Consider the following 18,677-nt stretch of genomic DNA (forward strand, 5'->3'; position numbering starts at 1 on the left):
TTACGCTCCATTTTTTGTGTTATCAGTGTATGGGCGTACTTCCATACCTGGCTTCAACTTAGATACACCAGCGATGACAATACGTTCACCAACTGTTAGGCCATTAAGAACGGTAATACAGTTTTTGTTGACACTACCCACTGTGATGTAGCGTTTTGATACTGAATTGTCTTTATTCACCACCCATACAAATTGTTTGCTCTTGTTATCTGGAACGACAGATGCCAGTGGAACAATAATTGGGTTTCGGTTTTCTTGTGGACACAATGCTAGGTTTGGAGAAACTTTAACGGGCATACCCGGTAAGAGATTTAACCCTTTGTCGTCGTTAATACTAAGGACAACAGAGAAGGTTTGTGTGATCGGATCGGCTTGGGTTGAGTAGGTACGCAAACTCAAAGGTAATAATTGATCTGTATTATTATTTAACTCTGCAACAGCTTTATTACATGTCATTCCTGCAAGCATGACACTGTCTGTAATATTAATAACCACTTCTAAGTCATCAATATTATGTAATGTTAATACCGGATTATTAGCTTGAATTTGAACGTGATTATCAATTAATTTACGTCCAATGATACCACTAAATGGTGCAACTAACTGGGTGTAATTTAGCTTGTTTTTCGCTTCTTTTACCCGGTTTTGTGCCAAGTTATATCGGACAATAAGTTTATCTAAATCACTTTTAGAAATCGCTTGGCTGCTTTCATAGATGGCTTTACCACGTTGGTAAGCTTTGCTTGCATCTGTTAATTCAAGTTGTGCAGCGGCAAAAATAGTTTGGGCATCTTTGGGATCAAGCTTTGCTAATAGTTGACCTTTAGTCACACGGTCACCTTCGTTAACAAAGATATGGTTTACTCGACCTGTAACTTGAAATGATAAATCGGCACGTTGCGCAGAACGAATGACACCGTTAAAGCTCAAATTAGTATTTGCTTTGGGCTTTACAATTTCAGTAAGCGCAGGGCTAATGATGGGTTCTTGAACTTGTTCTTGTTGTTCTTTATCGCCACAACCTGACAGTGCGACAAGCACGATTGAAAAACTCACTGCGAGTTTACTAAATGAGAATGATGCCATTTTAGACATTGCTGATTGAGTTTTCACCGGATTCTCCGCTATCAGTATGGGACGGTATAAAAATTAGAAAACATGTTTATTTGTATGGAAATATAACAAGTAAACTTTTGGGTGTATTTTATGGGGGAATGGTATTTTGTAAACTACTAAGTGTACTTTTTTGTGACAAAATGTTAGATTAGGATCACAGGTGGTGAAAATAGGCAGTGAATCAATGAAGCAAACAGAACGTAAACATTTAGCAATTATTGCGGCAGCAAAAGCAGAATTTATCGAACATGGATTTATTGCTGCCAATATGGATAGAATTTCACAGGTTGCTGAAGTATCAAAACGGACTTTATATCGTCATTTTGATAGTAAAGAAACGCTATTTATTTCAGTATTGAAGATCATTCAAGACTCAGTGAATGAAAATGTGCAATACCATTTTGATCCACAAATGCCATTAAAAACACAGTTAATTGAAATTACACGTCGTGAAGTTGATATCTTGTACCATACGTATGGTATTTCTCTTTCTCGTATTATTGTAATGGAATTTATTCGCCAGCCAGAATTAGCTAAAAACTTAGTGAAAGATTTGTATAGCACCAGTGCAATTGCAGATTGGTTTAAATTGGCTATTGAAGAAAAAGCAATTGTTGATAAAGATGTCGCTTTGTTAACAAATATCTACATGAGTTTATTCCAAGGCTTATTTTTCTGGCCTCAAGTCATGGAGCTAGCGCCACCTTGTGAAGGTATGCAAGTAGAAGAAAATATTAATACTGTTGTTGATGTATTTTTGAATTCGTTTGCTATTGCCAAGTAATATTCTTCATAAAAAAGATATCTCGATATTTACAATATTACTTCACGTTTATTTGATATATAGCATGATATAATCCCTTTAAGAAATAGGTTGGGAAAGTAAATACTTATTTGTAGTTATTGAATGGTGGTGTATATTTGCTTTAGCAATAACACTTATTGTCAACCGTAATATAATATTCATAACATCGGATTAACGTGATGAAAAAATTATTAGTTGTTTCTGCTTTTCTTCTTTCAACGTCAGCGTTTGCTGCAACTACCGCTGCACCGGCACAACCTGCTCACGGTGGGTTCACTGGTCCTTCAGTAACACCTGTTATTAAGACAATTAGCCAAGTTAAAAATGCACAAGATGACGCGGCTGTTGAATTAACAGGTTACATCACAACTTCACTGGGTAATGATGATTACATGTTTAAAGACAATACCGGTGAAATCAAAGTTGAAATCGATCATAATGATTGGAACGGCGTGAATGCAACACCATCAACGAAACTTAAGATCCGTGGCGAAGTAGACAAAGATTGGTCTGAGCGTACGATTGATGTAAAAGCCGTTGCTTTAGCTAACTAATTATTTCCTCAAAAATAATTTGAATAAATCGCTATTTCTGATTTAGAAATAGCGATTTTTTTGTTATTTATCTAAAATAAACTGCTGAATAACTTTGGCAACACCTGCATTATTGTTAGTGTCAGTAATAAAATTAGCGATAGCTTTCGTTTCTTCTGTTGCATTTCCCATTGCAACACCAAGACCAGCATACTCAATCATATGGTGATCATTGCCGGCATCCCCCATACAAATAACTTCACTTTGTTTGATGTCTAAGTATTCTGCTAGCGCTTCAACACCTACACCTTTATTACTATTTGGATTCATAAATTCAAGAAAAAAGGGAGCACTTTGTACAATCGTGTAGGATTGATAAAACGCTTTTGGTAATTGAGCAATGGCGGCTGATAGGCGATCAGGTTCATCGATTATCATTACTTTCATCACTTCTTCGTCATTTTCTAGTGTTGCAAAGTCTTCAACAGTAATTTCAAGACCATTAATTTTTGCTTCATGATCAGTGTAATAGTTATTTTCTGGTGTAATCAGGCCTTGACGACGAGTAAATGCATGAACATGAACACCAAGCTCATGAGCCAGTGAAGCAATGTTTTTAGCGTCCAAACCCGTTAATGTTTCGCTACGAATAGTCTCTTTATTAGAGACGCGTTGAACGAGTGAAGCATTGTAACTTAAAACAAAGTCATTACTGCCTGTCATTTCTAGTTCGTTTAGTGCCCATGTCATCCCTTCTAAAGGGCGTCCTGACGCTAACACAATTGATACCCCTTGCTTGCGAGCGGCTGAAATTGCAGCTTTATTTTCTTGGGAAATCGTACCGTCAGAACTCAGAAGAGTACCGTCCATATCAAGCGCAACTAATTTATACATCATTCTACCCATTACAGAATTAAAACGGTTTTCATCATAAGCAAATTGAGCGCCGAAAACGATAAGAATAATGTTTAATAAGCGTTCTTTTGATCATTAATCGCTGACAAGTTTATGAATGTAATAAGCATTAATGTATTATTAAAAATTGTTACCAAATAATTATTTATTGTTAATAAACTTGGTATTTTTAGTTTAATTTGTTTAGACTACTAAATAAATTGGCACAATAAATTGCCTTTTGAGTAGTTATTAGCGCACAGAAAAATTGTTTTTTACTCGTTTGCGCTGACCGATTCGATATAAATGATAAGGATAATATTTATGCGAAAGCTTCTGGCTGCGACGGTATTGCTATCAGCAATGTCAGCATCTCAAGTTCATGCAAGTGAATGTGGAAAAGTCACTATTGCAGATATGAATTGGAACTCAGCAACATTATTAGCCAACGTCGACAGTTTCATTTTACAGCATGGGTATGGTTGTGAAACGGATCTTGTTCCTGGCGATACGATGCCGACTGGTACATCAATGGTTGAGAAGGGCGAACCGGATATTGCACCTGAATTTTGGAGTAATTCGATGAAAGCCGCGTTAGATCGTGGTGTTGAAGAAGGGCGTATCCAATATGCAGGTACGAGCTTTTCTGATGGTGGTGAAGAAGGCTTTTGGGTTCCAGAATACATGGTGAAAAAAGATCCAAGCCTAGCGACTATTGCGGGCATTAAGAAGAATGCCAAACTTTTCACTCACCCAGAAGATCCTGAAAAAGCAGCATTTTATAATTGTCCAGCGGGTTGGAATTGTCAGATTTCTGCTGGTAACCTATTCGAAGCACTAAAACTTGAAGATGCAGGGTTTGATCTTATTGATCCAGGTTCAGGTGCAGGCCTTTCAGGTTCAATTGCTAAAGCTTATGAGCGTGGTGAAGCATGGTTTGGTTATTACTGGGCACCGACAGCGGTGTTAGGTAAATACAAAATGGTAAAAGTGGACTTTGGCTCAGGCGTTGATGCGAAGTACTTTAAAGAGTGTTTAACCAAGCCTGAATGTGTTGATCCGAAAGTTTCTATGTACCCACCGTCAGAAGTCGATACCGTTATTACCACCTCGTTTGCGAAACGTGCACCTGAAGCGGTGAAATACCTAGGTCAACGTTCTTTTACTAATGCACAAATGAATAGCCTTTTAGCGTGGATGGAAGATAACCAAGCTGATGGCGAAACCGTAATGGAAGAGATTCTAACGAATCACGAAGATATTTGGGTGAAGTGGGTTTCTCCTGAAGTTGCAGATAAAGTACGTGGTGCTTTAGCTGATTTGTAAGCTGTACGTCTACAGTGGTAGCTAACTACCACTGTAGCCACTTCGCTAAGGATATAGCGTAAGTGGGGAATAAAAGTAGTATGTATGGATAACAGTTATGTCAGATAAATCATGGTTAACTGAATTTCCGCAGCTTGAGCGTGCTCAGCTAGTTGAAATTCGAAAAACGTTGGACGGTGCTTATCGTTCTTTTTCTCGTGAATATGGCGACACAATCGAAGGCTTCTTCGATCCTCTTCTTTCTTTTCTTATCTGGTTTGAAAAACTTTTACTCGCCACTCCTTGGTGGATAGTGATTGCGGTATTGGCAGCGATTGCTTTCGTCGCAAGCCGATCGTGGAAATTATCACTTGGTGTCGTGTTGTCTTTTGGTTTCATCGGTGTGTTTGGTATGTGGGATAATACCATGCGAACCATGAGTATTATTTTAGTTTCTACGATGGTTGCCATAGGGATCGGAATACCAATAGGTATTGCTATGGCACGTTCTGAGAAGGTTCAGCGGGTTGTCACACCACTACTTGATGTGATGCAAACTATGCCTGCCTTTGTTTATTTGATCCCCGTTGTTATGTTACTCGGTCTTGGTAAAATTCCAGGCTTAATCGCTGTTGTTATTTATTCTGTCCCACCAGTGATCCGCTTAACCAATCTTGGTATTCGTTTGGTTGATGAAGAGGTGCTTGAGGCAGCGACAGCCTATGGCGCAAGCCCAATGCAGCGCTTATTTGGGGTGCAGATTCCACTGGCAATGCCTAATATTATGGCAGGGATAAACCAAACCATCATGATGGCACTTGCGATGGTTGTTATTGCTTCAATGATTGGTGTGAAAGGGTTAGGTCAACCGGTATTAAAATCGATTACCAACCAGTATTTCACCTTAGGTTTATTAAACGGCTTAGCGATTGTTGCGCTCGCAATTATTTTTGATCGTATATCACAAAGCTATGCTAAACGTACACAGCAACACTTAGGAGGTCGATCATGAGTTCATTATCAAAGCAGGATCCCCTCATTAGAGTGAAAAACCTCTATAAAGTGTTCGGTCCAAAAGCAAAAAAAGTTGTTCAACAAGTGAAAGATGGTGCATCTAAAGATGACATTTTAGCGAAAACCGGTCATACGGTTGGATTAAGCGATATCAACTTAGATATTTACCCGGGTGAAATTTTTGTGATTATGGGCCTATCAGGTTCTGGTAAATCAACCCTGATCCGTCACTTTAATCGCTTGATTGATCCAACTGAAGGGGTCATTGAAATTGAAGGGACAGATGTTATGTCACTCAATGAAAAGCAGCTTCAGGATTTTCGCCGTCATAAAATGTCGATGGTTTTTCAACGCTTTGGTTTAATGCCGCATCGCACGGTTTTACAAAATGTTGGCTATGGGTTACAAGTACAGGGACTGAGTAAAAGCGCATGGCAAGCCAAAGCCAAAGAGTGGTTAGCGACTGTTGGTTTGACGGGATATGAAAATAGCTACCCAGCAAATCTTTCTGGTGGTCAGCAACAACGTGTTGGTTTAGCTCGCGCATTATGTACTGATGCTGAAATTTTATTAATGGATGAAGCATTCTCTGCACTTGATCCTTTGATCCGTAGTGAAATGCAAGATCAGCTTATTGAGTTACAAGAAAAGTTACATAAAACAATTGTCTTTATTACCCACGATTTAGATGAAGCATTACGGTTAGGTGATCGTATTGCCATTTTACGAGATGGGGTATTAGTGCAGCAGGGTAAACCTGTTGATATTTTATTAAACCCAGCTGACGACTATGTCGAAGCGTTTGTGAAAGACGTTAACCGTGCTCGTGCACTGACGGTTGAAACGGTTATGAAGCCACAAGTTGTTCGTATCTCTTCTGAAACGATTGGCGAAGCTGTTGCTGAAATGCGTAAAGTAAAAGATGATTTCGCGTATTACGTTGATAATCAAGGTTATCAAGGGGTCATCACGCAAGAGAAATTAGAGAGCGTAAAAGAATCTGATTATTCTAATGCAATAGACGCTTCAATGCTCGAAGATGTCCCAGCAGTTTCAACTGATGCGCTACTTGAAACCGTGATCCCTGAGACTTTAGATAGTGATCATCCACTGCCAGTAGTGGATGCTGATGGACAGGTAACAGGGCGATTGTCTCGTTCAACATTGGCTGAAGTATTGAGTGATCATGCAAATGACGCGGCATCAGATAAAAATGTTGAAGTCATTAAAAAAGTAGAATCTAAAGTCGCTTAAGTCAGCTTTTCTTACCATTGATTGGCGATAAAAATATAACCAGTGTGTTATTGCTTTTATTAGTAATTACCACTGGTTTTTTCGTTGTAAGGTATTAAATATGTTAACAAGGTACCGATAATGCGTCATGGATAGCGCAAATTGCTGACATTTTTTTTAAATAGTGGTCAAATACACGAAATAGTAAATAGCCTATATTCGCTCTATTTCTCAATGCATTCGCTGATTAAAAGCGAGAAATAGTCTAATGTCGTATGGTGAGCAAAAGACATGAGTATCTCTAAACAAATCCTCGTCGTTGATGATGATAAAGAAATCCGTGAACTACTGGAGGAGTACTTAACCAAGAACGGTTTTGAAGTCCAAACTGCCGCGGAAGGCGAGGAAATGAAACGTTGCCTTGCTGGTGGATATCCAGATTTGATTCTTCTCGATATCATGATGCCTGGTGATGATGGGTTTACCTTATGTCAGCATATTCGCAAAAAGTCAGATGTCCCTATTATTATGTTGACGGCTGTTTCTGAAGAGATGGATCAAATCATAGGACTTGAAATTGGAGCCGATGACTATATCGCCAAACCCTTTAGTCCTAGACAGCTGTTAGCTCGTATTAAAGCGATATTACGTCGTAGCAAAGTGTCAGATAACCAACATTCTAACCCTAGTGCAAAATTTATTAGTTTTTCTAATTGGCGTTTAGATACCACAGCACATCGTTTAGTGAATGTACTTAATAATGAAGCGTTTGAGTTAACAAGTGGTGATTATTCATTGTTGATGCTATTTCTATCGAGACCGAATCAAATTTTAGATCGCGATACTATTTCATGTGCGACTCGAGGAAGAGATGCACAACCGTCAGAGCGTGGTATTGATGTCGCATTAAGTCGTTTACGTAACCGTTTAGGCGACAAAGGTCGTACTCAGCGTTTAATTAAAACCAGTCGTGGTAACGGTTATATATTTACTGCCGATGTTCGTTATAACGACCATGTGTAAAGTTAGCCACATTATAGAGAAATAATATTAAGTGTGGTGATAGCCACACTTTTTTAATATCTTGAGATAGGTAGATATTGAATTATGAAATGGAAATCATTGTGGCCTAAATCATTGGTTTCACGTACTTTATGGTTAACTTTGTTGGCCGTCTTTCTTGCTCAAGTGATCGCAACAGGCATTTGGTACACCCAATCAAAAAAACGAGATTTAGAGGGGTTGCAATCAACATCTGCGAGCATGGCAACCATGTTTGCATCGACAGTGAATTTCTTTCAATCATTGCCGCTAGAATATCGCCATATTGTATTAGAGCAGTTGCGCAATATGGGCGGGACACGGTTTTTTGTATCGTTTAATGATCAAGAAATCAATATTAAGCCAATTAAAAATACTGAACAAAAAGAAATGGCAGTGTCAGTTTTTAAAACGGTGCTACATGAAAAATTACCTACCCTTAGTAATATTCAGGTTGAGTTTTCACGACCAGAAACGCTGCATGTATTAAAAAATGATATTTTGCTGTCAGATCTACCGCGTTCTTGGGTACATAATACGCTAAGTTTAGAGCCACTTAATCCCCCTATTTTAGTGGTGCAAATAGAGCTTGATAAAGGTCAGTGGTTATATATTGCAGCGTTATTGCCTGCCCCTTATATGATGCTAAAAGATGAGATTATTACGCGTCAGCAAATAATATTCCTAACCTTTAGTACCGTTTTATTACTGCTGTTTACTTACATCATGGTAAGACGACAAACACGACCATTAAAACAATTGGCGGATGCTGCTAACGCGTTAAGTCTTGATATTTACCAGCCGCCATTAAAAGAGCAAGGGGCGAGTGAATTAGTGATGGCAACGCAAGCATTTAATCGAATGCAGTTGCGTTTAAGAAAATATATTGAAGATCGTGAACAGCTATTTTCCTCTATATCACATGATTTAAAAACGCCGATTACTCGCTTACGGTTACGTGCAGAATTGATCGATGATGATGAAAAAATTGATAAATTTAATCACGATCTCGATGAACTCGAAATCATGGTGAAAGGGGCGCTACAGTGTGTAAAAGATACCGATTTACATGAGAATTTGGTGACCATTGATGTCGAACTTTTATTAAATAGTATTGCTGAACATCATAATCATAAAGACACCAAAGTTCGTTTACCTCAACACCCTATTTTGCCGATTATGGCAAAACCGTTAGCTTTAAAACGTTGTTTAAGTAACTTAATCGATAATGGTGTGAAATATGGACACAGCGTGACGATAAATGTCATTGATAGTCCAGATAAACTGATCATCACCATTAGTGATAAGGGACAAGGGATCCCTGATACAAAGCTAAAAACGGTATTTGAACCCTATGTTCGCTTAGCGACTGACAATACGGGGCATGGGCTTGGGATGGGAATTTCACGCAATATCGTACGAGCTCATGGTGGTCAGTTAACGATCAAAAACAGTATTAAAGGTGGGTTGTTAGTGGCTGTTGTACTTCCTCGGTTATTAAAAAATGCTTAATGTTATTGTCGGATATAAGATGAAAATGAATATCAAGCAATGGCGTCTCTGCGCCTTATTACTGCTTGTTTGTCAGCCAGCTTTTGCAGAAGGGACTGTTGAAGTATTGCATTGGTGGACGTCAAAAGGCGAATCTAAAGCGATTCAAGTTTTAAAAGAGAAAATGGAAACGAAAGGGCATCACTGGAAAGATTTTGCCATTGCAGGTGGTGGTGGCCAAAGTGCGATGACCGTCCTAAAAATGCGGGCAATCTCGGGGAATCCACCCACCGCGGCACAGTTAAAAGGGCAAGATATTCAAGAGTGGGGACGTTTAGGCTTTCTAACATCACTTGATAAAGTTGCAGAACAAGATCATTGGGATAACGTGTTATTACCTGAAGTGCAGCAAATCGTTAATGATCTTCAGTTGATAAAATATGACGGTCATTATGTGGCAGCACCAGTAACTTTACATCGTGTCAATTGGCTATGGATCAATCCACATATATTTAAACTTGCAGGCGCAAAAGTACCCACAACCTTAGCTGAATTTTATGTGGCGGCTGACAAAATCAAAGCGGCAGGTTATATCCCATTAGCTCATGGTGGCGAGTCTTGGCAAGATGCGACTTTGTTCGAAGCGGTGGCGTTAAGCGTACTTGGCGCAAGAGATTATACGAAAGCGTTTGTTGATTTAGATTTAACTGAGCTTAGTAGTGATAAGATGGTTGAGGTGTTCCGTCAGTTCAAAAAGATGCGACAGTATATAGATCCAAATGCAAAAGGGCGTCGTTGGAACCAAGCCACCGAAATGCTCATGCATGACAAAGCCGCAATGCAAATAATGGGAGATTGGGCAAAAGGCGAGTTCACTAGCGAACACAAAATTGCAGGTAAGGATTATTTATGCGTACCTGTACCGGGAACACAAGGTATGTTTTCTTATAATCTTGATACTATTACTTTTTTCAAATTAAAAAGTAATGAAGAATATGAAATAGCACAACAAGATTTAGCGCAAATACTATTAACCAAGCCATTTCAACGAGCTTTTAGTTTATATAAAGGTTCGATCCCGATCCGTCAGGATGTATCGTTAAAGGGATTTGACTCTTGTTCATTAGCCTCAATGAAAGCATTTAAGGTTGCAGCAAAAAACAATGCGCTTGTCCCCAGTTTTTCGCATAATTTAGCGACATCCAGTGATGTTCAAAGTGCAATCATTGATGTTGTAAGCCGTTTCTTTGATGATCCAAGCGCGGATCCTAAAATGGCAGCTGTTCGCTTATCTCGCGCAGTAAAATCAGCAATGTAACTGCGTGTCTGTATTTGGAAAAGAATAAGGATAGGAAAATGGATTATTTAGCGAGTGTTGAAATAGAACCCAATGTGCCCGCGACAGCCAGTGTTATTTGGTTACATGGTTTAGGCTCTAATGGCCATGATTTTGAGGCTTTGTTACCGCATTTACAGTTGGAAGAAACATCGCCAATACGTTTTATATTTCCTCACTCACCGACGCTGAATGTCACCATTAATGGTAATGCCTTAATGCCAGCATGGTATGACATTATTTCATTAGATACATATCGTAAAATTAATGAAGCACAACTGATGGAATCTGCTCAAAAGGTAATAGATCTTGTCGAACGTGAAATTAGTCGTGGCATTCCTTCTGAACGTATTATTCTTGCGGGATTTTCACAAGGCGGTGCGGTAGTTTATCAAGCAGGATTAAGCTACTCCAAGCCATTAGCGGGAATATTGGTGCTATCAACTTATTTCCCAACTGCAGAGGTCATTCAATATAGCGATGTGAATCGTAATATGCCGATTGAAATTATGCATGGCTCTTATGATCCCGTTGTTATTCCTAAATTAGGTGAAATGGCACGAGATGATGTCATTAAGGCGGGATTTAAACCGCACTGGCGTACATACCCCATGGAGCATCAGGTTTGCATGCCTCAAATTGAGGATATTTCAGCATGGATAAAACAAACACTGTCTTAAATCTGACCTTAAATGGATTTAAAGATTTGTAGTGAAAAATAAAACGCATCAGAGCGGTTACCGATCTGATGCGTTTTTATTGCCGATTGCTTTACTTATTAATCGATCAGGGGAGCTTGATTTTCTAGTGAATCAAGCGGCTTACAACGTTTATTGATATCACGCCAAACAATAACCGCAACAATACAGCTCAATACTATAGTGGATATTGGCATGGTTAACCATACACCAACAACGCCAAGTAATTTTGGTAAGAAATACAAAAACGGTAGTTGTATTAGCATGTTACTAATTGAGATCACTAATGCTTTTGACGCTTGATTCACCGACATAAAGTACATTGTTGCCAAGACAATAAAGCCATCTAAAAATATTGCAAACAGATGTAAACGAATACCTTGGGTCGCCTCTAATGTCAGCGCGCTGTTGCTGCTGTTAAACAAACTGATCAAAGTTGATGGGAAGCTTGTCAGTAACAAGAACCAAGCGATACCTGCAATCACCGTTGTTTTCATGGCTAATATTAACGTTTTTCGGATATTTTGCGGTTGTTTCGCACCGAAGTAGTAACTTACTGGCGGTTGCAAACCTTCACCAATACCTTCTGCTACCAAGTAGTACATCGTCATCATGTAACCGACAATAGCAAAAGCGCCAACGGTTAATTCTGTGCCATATATCATGAATTGATAATTGTGTAGTGCGACAACAAAACTACCATAGAGGTACATGATCAGTGCTGATAAGCCTAACACCATGATCTTTTTACTTTCTGATAATGAAAAATCAGGCAGTGAAATTTTTAGTTTTAAAGTTGAGTATTGAGAGCGAAAATAAATCAAGCCACCAAAACAGGTAATACCTTGTGCGATCAAAGTCGCAATGGCAGCACCTTTCAATTCCCAACCCATTAATCCTAAAAATACATAATCAAGAAGAATGTTAGTCAGTGCACCTATTACTAATAACATGGTTGCGATTTTTGGGCTTTCATCATTTCGGATCAACATTGGCATTGCGCCTGCCAATACAGTAATAAAGGCTGCATTACCAAAAGTAGAAACATAGTCTAAAGCAAGGTGCTTAATGTTTTGTTGCGCCCCTTGAAGTTGTAAAAAATAGTCGCCAAACAATGTAAACGCAGCAAATGAAAGACAGCTAATAATAAAAGTTAGGATCAAACCGGTATTAAAAGCGCGCTGAGCATTAAGCTCATTTTGTTCACCGCGGGCGATTGAAATTAGCGTCCCGCTGCCAATACCAATCATCAAGCCTAAGCCTGATAATACAAATGTTATCGGCCATGCCATATTAATTGCGGCTAAGCCTTGGTAGCCAACGTAGTGGCCGACAAAGATCCCATCAACAATTTGATAGAGTCCATTAACCATCATTGCTGCAATAGAAGGGATGGTATAACGCCAAAAGTTTTTAGATATATTGCTCGACGGCGACATCGGTTCATTACTGTGCATAAATATTCTCATAAAATGGTCTACCCACAGGCTATTCAGTTGGTGGGAATCGCTGTATTATATCCGTATGTTAGATTGCTCAAAGATATTATATATCTGATTATCGGATGGATTGATTTATGGATTGGACATTAGATCAACTCAATGCTTTTGTTATTTCAGTACAACAAGGCTCTTTTTCGGCAGCCGCTCGGCGGTTAGGAAAAGCACAGTCACGGATCAGTACTGCAATTAGTAACTTAGAAGCAGATTTAGGGTTTGAATTATTCGATCGAAGTGCCAGATTACCAATCCTGACCCCTGAAGGTCAGCAAATGTATGAAGAAGCAAAGGTCGTATTAGCCCAATGTGAACGGTTACAATCTCGGGCATTGACGTTAACGCAAGGTGAAGAAGTTACCCTGACCATCGCAATGGATGAAGCATCACCATTAACCGCTTTTGAAGATTTCTTTCAACGTATTTCTGAGACATTTCCATTGGTGAAATTAACCATTATTAATGGCTCGAAAGATGATATAGCAAGCCGTGTAGATGAAAAAATGGCGGATATTGGCATATTATTTTTCAGTAAAACTTTGCCGAGTAGTTTAGAATTTACACCAATTTGTGAATTTAATTCATCATTAATTGTGGGGAAAAATCATTCATTAGCACAAATTTCAGCACCCACAGTGCAGCAATTAAGCCAGCACCGTCAACTATTAATTTGCGATCGAAGTGGACGCCACCACAGTGAAGCGTTATCCGCAAATTATTGGCAAATTGACAGCTACTATTCAATCACCTCGTTTGTATTGAGAAATATGGGCTGGGCATTTGTGCCTGATCATGTTTTTACATATGACTTTTTCTCCGAAGGGGTTGTAAAACTGTCGATGGAAAATATTCCCGCTTCGCAATGGATTGAAATGGGTGTTGTTAAACGCCGTGATCGAGCGACAGGGCCCGTTATAAAATGGATTCAGCAAGAACTAAAGAAAATGTTTACTCAATAGATTAAGTTTGATTATCTATTGTTGTTTTGATGGTATCGCAGTGAATGACACTGAATTATTACGCGCGAGTTGAGAAGTAAATGTCTAAAGAAGCACCAGCATCATCCTTACCACTTATTATTGCCGGTCCTATTTTACGGAAAGCGACAGCAACGCAATTAGTACTATGGTTTGTGACCACGGAACGATTGGATGCTACTTTTTACTTATATCAACAAGGTGATGATAATCCTTGCTACCAAGCCATTATTGCAGATGAACATCAAATTCAAATTGGTAAACATGCATGGGTTGTACTCGCACAGTTTGAAGGTGAATTTGCAGTTAATACTCCACTTGCTTACCAGCTTGATACCCAGCAAGGGCTTTTAACCGATTTAATTCCGTCATTAACCTACGATAATGAATCCATGATCAACATAGTGATCAACACTAGAGCCGATTATGTGTTACATGGTTCTTGTCGTAACCCTCATTATCCAAGCAAAGACAGCTTAGTGGTAGCAGATAGTAAAGTGGCTGAGCAACCCATTCTTGAACGCCCAAGTTTATTAATGATGAGTGGTGATCAAATTTACGCAGATCATGTTGCAGGTCCAACACTTGATGCGATTGAACAAGTGATCCAATTGCTAGGTTTACCTTCTGAAACGTTTGAACAGACTAGCATTGCAGATACAGAAGCCTTGTATCAGAGTCCTTATCATTTATATGGACGAGATAAATTATTACCAACGTATATTGATACTCAAACATGGTTAGGTAAATTATTGCCTGATCGTGTTGTGCCTATCTTTAGCTCGCGAGAATGTGAAAATCATCTGATCAGTTTTAGTGAATATTTTGCGATGTATTTGCTGGTATGGTCACCAACATTGTGGGATTGGGTTGATCGTAAACGGTTCGAGAAACAGAATTTCACCTGTGGTGGGGTCCAAATTGCGGCTAAATGGCAGCAACAATGGCATCAAGAAAGCCATATTATGGATGATTTTGTTCAAGGTCTACCGCAAGTTCAGCGTTTGTTTGCACATATTCCGACGTATATGATTTTCGATGATCATGATGTGACGGATGATTATATGCTTAATCGTCGCTGGGAAACTGCAGCGTTTAATAACTTATTTTCACGCCGAATTATTGGTAATGCACTCATGAGTTACTGGCTATGTCAGGCGTGGGGCAATGCTCCCGAGAAATTTGAACAGCCGTTCCTTGATGACGCCAAGCGCTACTTTGCTGAGCCCTGTAATCAAACACAAGATGCATTTATTGCGCGGTTAAATCAGTTTGAGCAGTGGCACTATACCATTTCAACCACACCTAAAATGGTGGTATTAGATACGCGTACTCGACGTTGGCGTTCAGAATCGAATGATAACCGTCCATCAGGGTTAATGGATTGGGAAGCCATGATTGAGTTTCAGCAGGAATTATTACATGAACCAGCGGTGATTATTGTCTCTGCCGCACCAATGTTCGGTGTAAAGTTTATTGAAACATTGCAACGAATGATGACATGGATAGGGCAACCGTTGCTTGTTGATGCAGAAAACTGGATGGCGCATCCGGGCTCTGCCAATACGCTATTGAGTATTTTTACCCATACCAAAACACCGACTCAATTTATTATTTTATCTGGTGATGTTCATTATTCTTTTGCTTATGACATAACGCTTCGTAACCACAAAGGTAAATTTCATATTTATCAGATCACGTGTAGTGGTTTAAAAAATGAATTCCCTAATCGGTTATTACGCTTTTGTGATGCAATGGATAGAGCATTATATAGTCCTCATTCCCCGTTAAACTGGTTTACCAAGCGTAAGAAATTGCTGATTGAAAAGCGTGATCCTGATATTACAGGCGCGCACAGATTGGTGAATCGAAGTGCAATAGGAGAGTTATATCTTGCATCAGATGGTACGCCTAAAGTGATAGAAATTTTAACTGCTGAAGGTGAAACTATCCATTTCCCAGTAAAAAAGTAAGGGTTATGTCAAACTGTGTTAACTGGGTGTCATTATTTTTTATCCTTGTTATAACAATGGGTTAAAGTACTGATGCTGATTATTTTTGAGTGTTTATTCATTTGTTTTCATTTTTTATAAGATTCTAGACATAAAATAGCTTAATTTGAGGGGCCTAAAATGCTAAATTGTAAGGCATTGCTCAAAGAGAGTTTGTTATAGGGTTACGTATTTTGAGAAAACGATTGATGAGCCAGTTATACAATGAAAAGGTATTTGTTGCCTTTTTGTTTTTATCTTTTGCAGGTTTGGCTGGGGCTCTTTTTTTCGTTGCTGAAAAGACTTATGACATTGATTCTGTTGCTGGTGAAGTAACAGAAACGTTCTCAAAGTTTGAAACTGAAGAACGAGAATTAGTTTTAAAAGTTATACCAGAAGACAGTGAAAAAGCAGTGAATGTTCCTATCAAGTCGAGTGTTTTTTGTCCGGTTGGTTCTGATGTTATACTGTTTAAAAAAGAATGTAAGTTATTCGGACCTACAGAATATGAGCTTATTTCATGTGGTTGTGATATTAATACTTATTAATATTAAATAAAGTAATAACTATTTATTTACATTGGAAAATTAATCTCTATTCATTCTATTCTCAAAGGTAAAGTCTTTTACTCATTATCATAGCTTATAAAATTAAAACATAGTTATTACTTACATATTATGCACCTGAATGATGGATATCAAAACATATAAAAAGGAATATGTTAATTAGTTAATAAAAGATGGTGTGGAAATGTTCGCAGTACAGGTTAATTACTTTTAAGGTACTACAACTTTTTCATTATTACTATTAGTATCACAACCGATATGGATTATACGTTTTGATGTGTTAGTACTTAAGAATAAGATTCCTGGGCAATCAGAAACTGAATATATAGAACAATTATTATTGTTGGTTAACGCATTTTGCTACGCTTATATCGGGTGTGTTAGCTGATATCACCGCTGTGTTTCTGTGCTCGTCTCCGCTTTTTTACATGTATGTTTATCCGTGAATTAGGTTCATTTTTTGATTAATATATTCATCATAGTTTTTGGATCGCATCTGCCTTAATCGTCGTTATTTCCGCAATAGGGTATGCACTAACGGATAGAAAAAACACACTATTAAATTTAGAATTTTTTTGATAAATAATAGCTTCTCATTACATTGTTTAGGTCTTGAAATATTATTTGTCTTTTCTGTTTATTTTTAATGGGCAGTTTTTCTTAGGCAATGGGTGATTATTATATAAGGGTTGTGAAAAGTATAGAATAATAAATGTATTCAAAATTGACATGGTTGTTATTAATATATTGAATATTTCAATTAATGAGAAATTCTACCTCTTAGAAAAAGAATGGAAAATAATGTTATATTATTTTCCATTTTTCATATTTTCCATCTTGAATTAAAAGAGATTTAATACCTAAAAGTAATAAATTGACCTATTATTGACTTGGAAATGACGTCATTAAGACATAGGTTTATCTAGTAGATAGATACTGTCAGGGTCATATTAAAACAGTATTCGTTACAGGGGTTTGTATGAAAAAAACAATTATCGCGATGACTATTGCAGGTTTATTTTTAGTTGGTTGTGATCAGGCAAAACAAAATACAGCTACAGATAGTACATCTGCTGCCCAACATTCAACCGTTGAAATGAAAGATAAAGTGACGGAACAATCAGGTACGGCGTTAGATGCAACTAAAAATACGGTGTCCGATGCTGCTGACGTAGTCAAAGATCAAACCAACAAAATGGTTGATAAAGCGGCTGAATTAAGTGATTCAGCGGTTACAAAAGCGTCGGAGATGACAGATGCTGTAAAAGAGAAAACAACTGACATGGTTAATAAATCAAAGCAAGTTGTTGATGATTCTGTTGATTCTATGAAAGAAAAAGCATCTGAATTGAAAACCTCTTTAACAAATTCATCAGCCGATGAAAAGACGTCTGCGGCAGTTGCAGAAATGAATAGTTCAGTATCAGAAGTAAAAGATACTGTTGCTGATGATTCAAAAGCGTTAATAGATGTGACAAAAGAAAAAGCAACTGAAGCGTCTGATGCGGTCAATAAAGCTGAAGATTCCGCGGATCATTCAATGGATGAAATGAAACATTCAGCGACAGAAATGAAAGATGCTGCAGTGGATAAAACAGCAGTGACAGAAGATAACGTAAAAAATGCCGCAAATGATGCAATGAAGTCTGTCGATGATTCAGCTCAAGCTGCGCAAAAAAAAGCCGCTGAAATGACCGATTCTGCTGTTGATAAAACAGAAAATGCTGCTGATGATTTAGAGAAAAAAGCATCAGATTTACTAAATTAAGCGTCCTAAAATTTCGAATATTATAGCAAGATACCGTGAAACTCTCAGTTGCGAGTTTCAAGGTATCTTGTTTTTTCTAAGGAGATTAAGATGAAAAAAACATTATTAGTTGCTGCAATTCTCGGTTTAGCACTTGTTGGCTGCGACCAAAGCACAGATAAAACCGCGACAGATATGCAAAACAAGGCATCAGATACCGCAACACAAGTGATTGATTCAACCAAAGCAGTTGCCAATGATGCTGTTGATGCCACAAAGCAAGCGGCTGACGATACAGCAAAAGCGGCGAATGATGTTGCAGATAAAGCAGTTGATGCCACAAAAGAGATGGCAGATGATGCAGGCAAAGCTGCGGACAATATGAAAGACGCAGTTAAGGATGCAACTGCTGAGTAATTGATAACATAGTTTAT

Annotated in this window: 17 protein-coding genes; 14 read left to right on the forward strand and 3 right to left on the reverse strand. The window is 38.3% G+C overall.

Translation table 11 applies throughout. The features are described from left to right. On the reverse strand, positions 1-1,113 hold the full coding sequence (locus C9J42_RS12750; RefSeq protein ID WP_369917489.1) for an efflux RND transporter periplasmic adaptor subunit: 1,113 nt from the start codon (positions 1,111-1,113) through the stop codon (positions 1-3). Positions 1,114-1,300: 187 nt separating this feature from the next. Between C9J42_RS12750 and C9J42_RS12755 the strand changes: the two genes are divergently transcribed. After that, positions 1,301-1,900 carry a TetR/AcrR family transcriptional regulator gene (locus tag C9J42_RS12755; protein ID WP_107207113.1) on the forward strand — a complete coding sequence of 200 codons (600 nt, stop codon included), beginning with the start codon at positions 1,301-1,303 and terminating at the stop codon, positions 1,898-1,900. A 200-nt stretch (positions 1,901-2,100) separates the two neighbouring features. Next, positions 2,101-2,475 carry a YgiW/YdeI family stress tolerance OB fold protein gene (locus C9J42_RS12760; RefSeq protein WP_107206989.1) on the forward strand — a complete coding sequence of 125 codons (375 nt, stop codon included), beginning with the start codon at positions 2,101-2,103 and terminating at the stop codon, positions 2,473-2,475. 63 nt (positions 2,476-2,538) lie between these two features. Here C9J42_RS12760 and yidA read toward each other — a convergent pair whose 3' ends face one another. Further along, positions 2,539-3,348, reverse strand: a complete 810-nt coding sequence (gene yidA / locus C9J42_RS12765; RefSeq protein ID WP_107302051.1) for a sugar-phosphatase — start codon at positions 3,346-3,348, stop codon at positions 2,539-2,541. 324 nt (positions 3,349-3,672) lie between these two features. Here yidA and C9J42_RS12770 point away from each other — a divergent pair, with 324 nt between their 5' ends. The 7 genes from C9J42_RS12770 (at position 3,673) to C9J42_RS12800 (ending at position 11,448) form a co-directional block, all read left to right on the forward strand. Further along, the gene (locus C9J42_RS12770) at positions 3,673-4,674 is read left to right on the forward strand and encodes an ABC transporter substrate-binding protein (RefSeq protein ID WP_107206987.1); all 1,002 of its coding nucleotides are present in this window, start codon (positions 3,673-3,675) and stop codon (positions 4,672-4,674) included. A gap of 97 nt (positions 4,675-4,771) precedes the next feature. Continuing rightward, positions 4,772-5,665, forward strand: a complete 894-nt coding sequence (locus tag C9J42_RS12775) for a proline/glycine betaine ABC transporter permease (RefSeq protein WP_005364222.1) — start codon at positions 4,772-4,774, stop codon at positions 5,663-5,665. Then, complete coding sequence (locus C9J42_RS12780; protein ID WP_107302052.1) at positions 5,662-6,921, forward strand: glycine betaine/L-proline ABC transporter ATP-binding protein; 1,260 nt, start codon at positions 5,662-5,664, stop codon at positions 6,919-6,921. Before C9J42_RS12775 ends, C9J42_RS12780 begins: the two co-directional genes overlap by 4 nt. A 270-nt stretch (positions 6,922-7,191) precedes the next feature. Continuing rightward, positions 7,192-7,923: a response regulator gene (locus C9J42_RS12785; protein WP_107206985.1), complete on the forward strand. Its 732-nt coding sequence runs from the start codon at positions 7,192-7,194 to the stop codon at positions 7,921-7,923. An 84-nt stretch (positions 7,924-8,007) separates the two neighbouring features. Beyond that, positions 8,008-9,453: an ATP-binding protein gene (locus C9J42_RS12790; protein ID WP_107302053.1), complete on the forward strand. Its 1,446-nt coding sequence runs from the start codon at positions 8,008-8,010 to the stop codon at positions 9,451-9,453. Positions 9,454-9,472: 19 nt separating this feature from the next. Beyond that, on the forward strand, positions 9,473-10,750 hold the full coding sequence (locus C9J42_RS12795) for an ABC transporter substrate-binding protein (protein WP_370445021.1): 1,278 nt from the start codon (positions 9,473-9,475) through the stop codon (positions 10,748-10,750). Between the two features lie 38 nt (positions 10,751-10,788). Further along, positions 10,789-11,448, forward strand: a complete 660-nt coding sequence (locus C9J42_RS12800) for an alpha/beta hydrolase (protein WP_107259805.1) — start codon at positions 10,789-10,791, stop codon at positions 11,446-11,448. A gap of 98 nt (positions 11,449-11,546) precedes the next feature. Here C9J42_RS12800 and C9J42_RS12805 read toward each other — a convergent pair whose 3' ends face one another. Next, on the reverse strand, positions 11,547-12,923 hold the full coding sequence (locus C9J42_RS12805; protein ID WP_107302054.1) for an MATE family efflux transporter: 1,377 nt from the start codon (positions 12,921-12,923) through the stop codon (positions 11,547-11,549). Between the two features lie 119 nt (positions 12,924-13,042). On the opposite strand from C9J42_RS12805, the gene C9J42_RS12810 reads away from it, so the two are divergent. The 5 genes from C9J42_RS12810 to C9J42_RS12830 all read left to right on the forward strand — a co-directional run bounded on the left by C9J42_RS12810 (position 13,043) and on the right by C9J42_RS12830 (position 18,660). Next, positions 13,043-13,921 (forward strand): LysR family transcriptional regulator, encoded by an 879-nt coding sequence (locus tag C9J42_RS12810; RefSeq protein WP_107206981.1) that lies wholly within the window; start codon positions 13,043-13,045, stop codon positions 13,919-13,921. 80 nt (positions 13,922-14,001) lie between these two features. Then, on the forward strand, positions 14,002-15,912 hold the full coding sequence (locus C9J42_RS12815; protein ID WP_107302055.1) for an alkaline phosphatase D family protein: 1,911 nt from the start codon (positions 14,002-14,004) through the stop codon (positions 15,910-15,912). A 227-nt stretch (positions 15,913-16,139) separates the two neighbouring features. Continuing rightward, a complete protein-coding gene (locus C9J42_RS12820; RefSeq protein ID WP_107206979.1) occupies positions 16,140-16,478 on the forward strand; it encodes a hypothetical protein in 339 nt (112 codons plus the stop codon). A gap of 997 nt (positions 16,479-17,475) precedes the next feature. Next, positions 17,476-18,264 carry a hypothetical protein gene (locus C9J42_RS12825; RefSeq protein WP_107208329.1) on the forward strand — a complete coding sequence of 263 codons (789 nt, stop codon included), beginning with the start codon at positions 17,476-17,478 and terminating at the stop codon, positions 18,262-18,264. A gap of 90 nt (positions 18,265-18,354) precedes the next feature. After that, positions 18,355-18,660, forward strand: a complete 306-nt coding sequence (locus tag C9J42_RS12830; RefSeq protein ID WP_107208330.1) for a hypothetical protein — start codon at positions 18,355-18,357, stop codon at positions 18,658-18,660. Positions 18,661-18,677 lie beyond the last annotated feature (17 nt).

The organism is Photobacterium sp. GB-56 (genome assembly GCF_003026105.1).
Lineage (GTDB): Bacteria > Pseudomonadota > Gammaproteobacteria > Enterobacterales > Vibrionaceae > Photobacterium.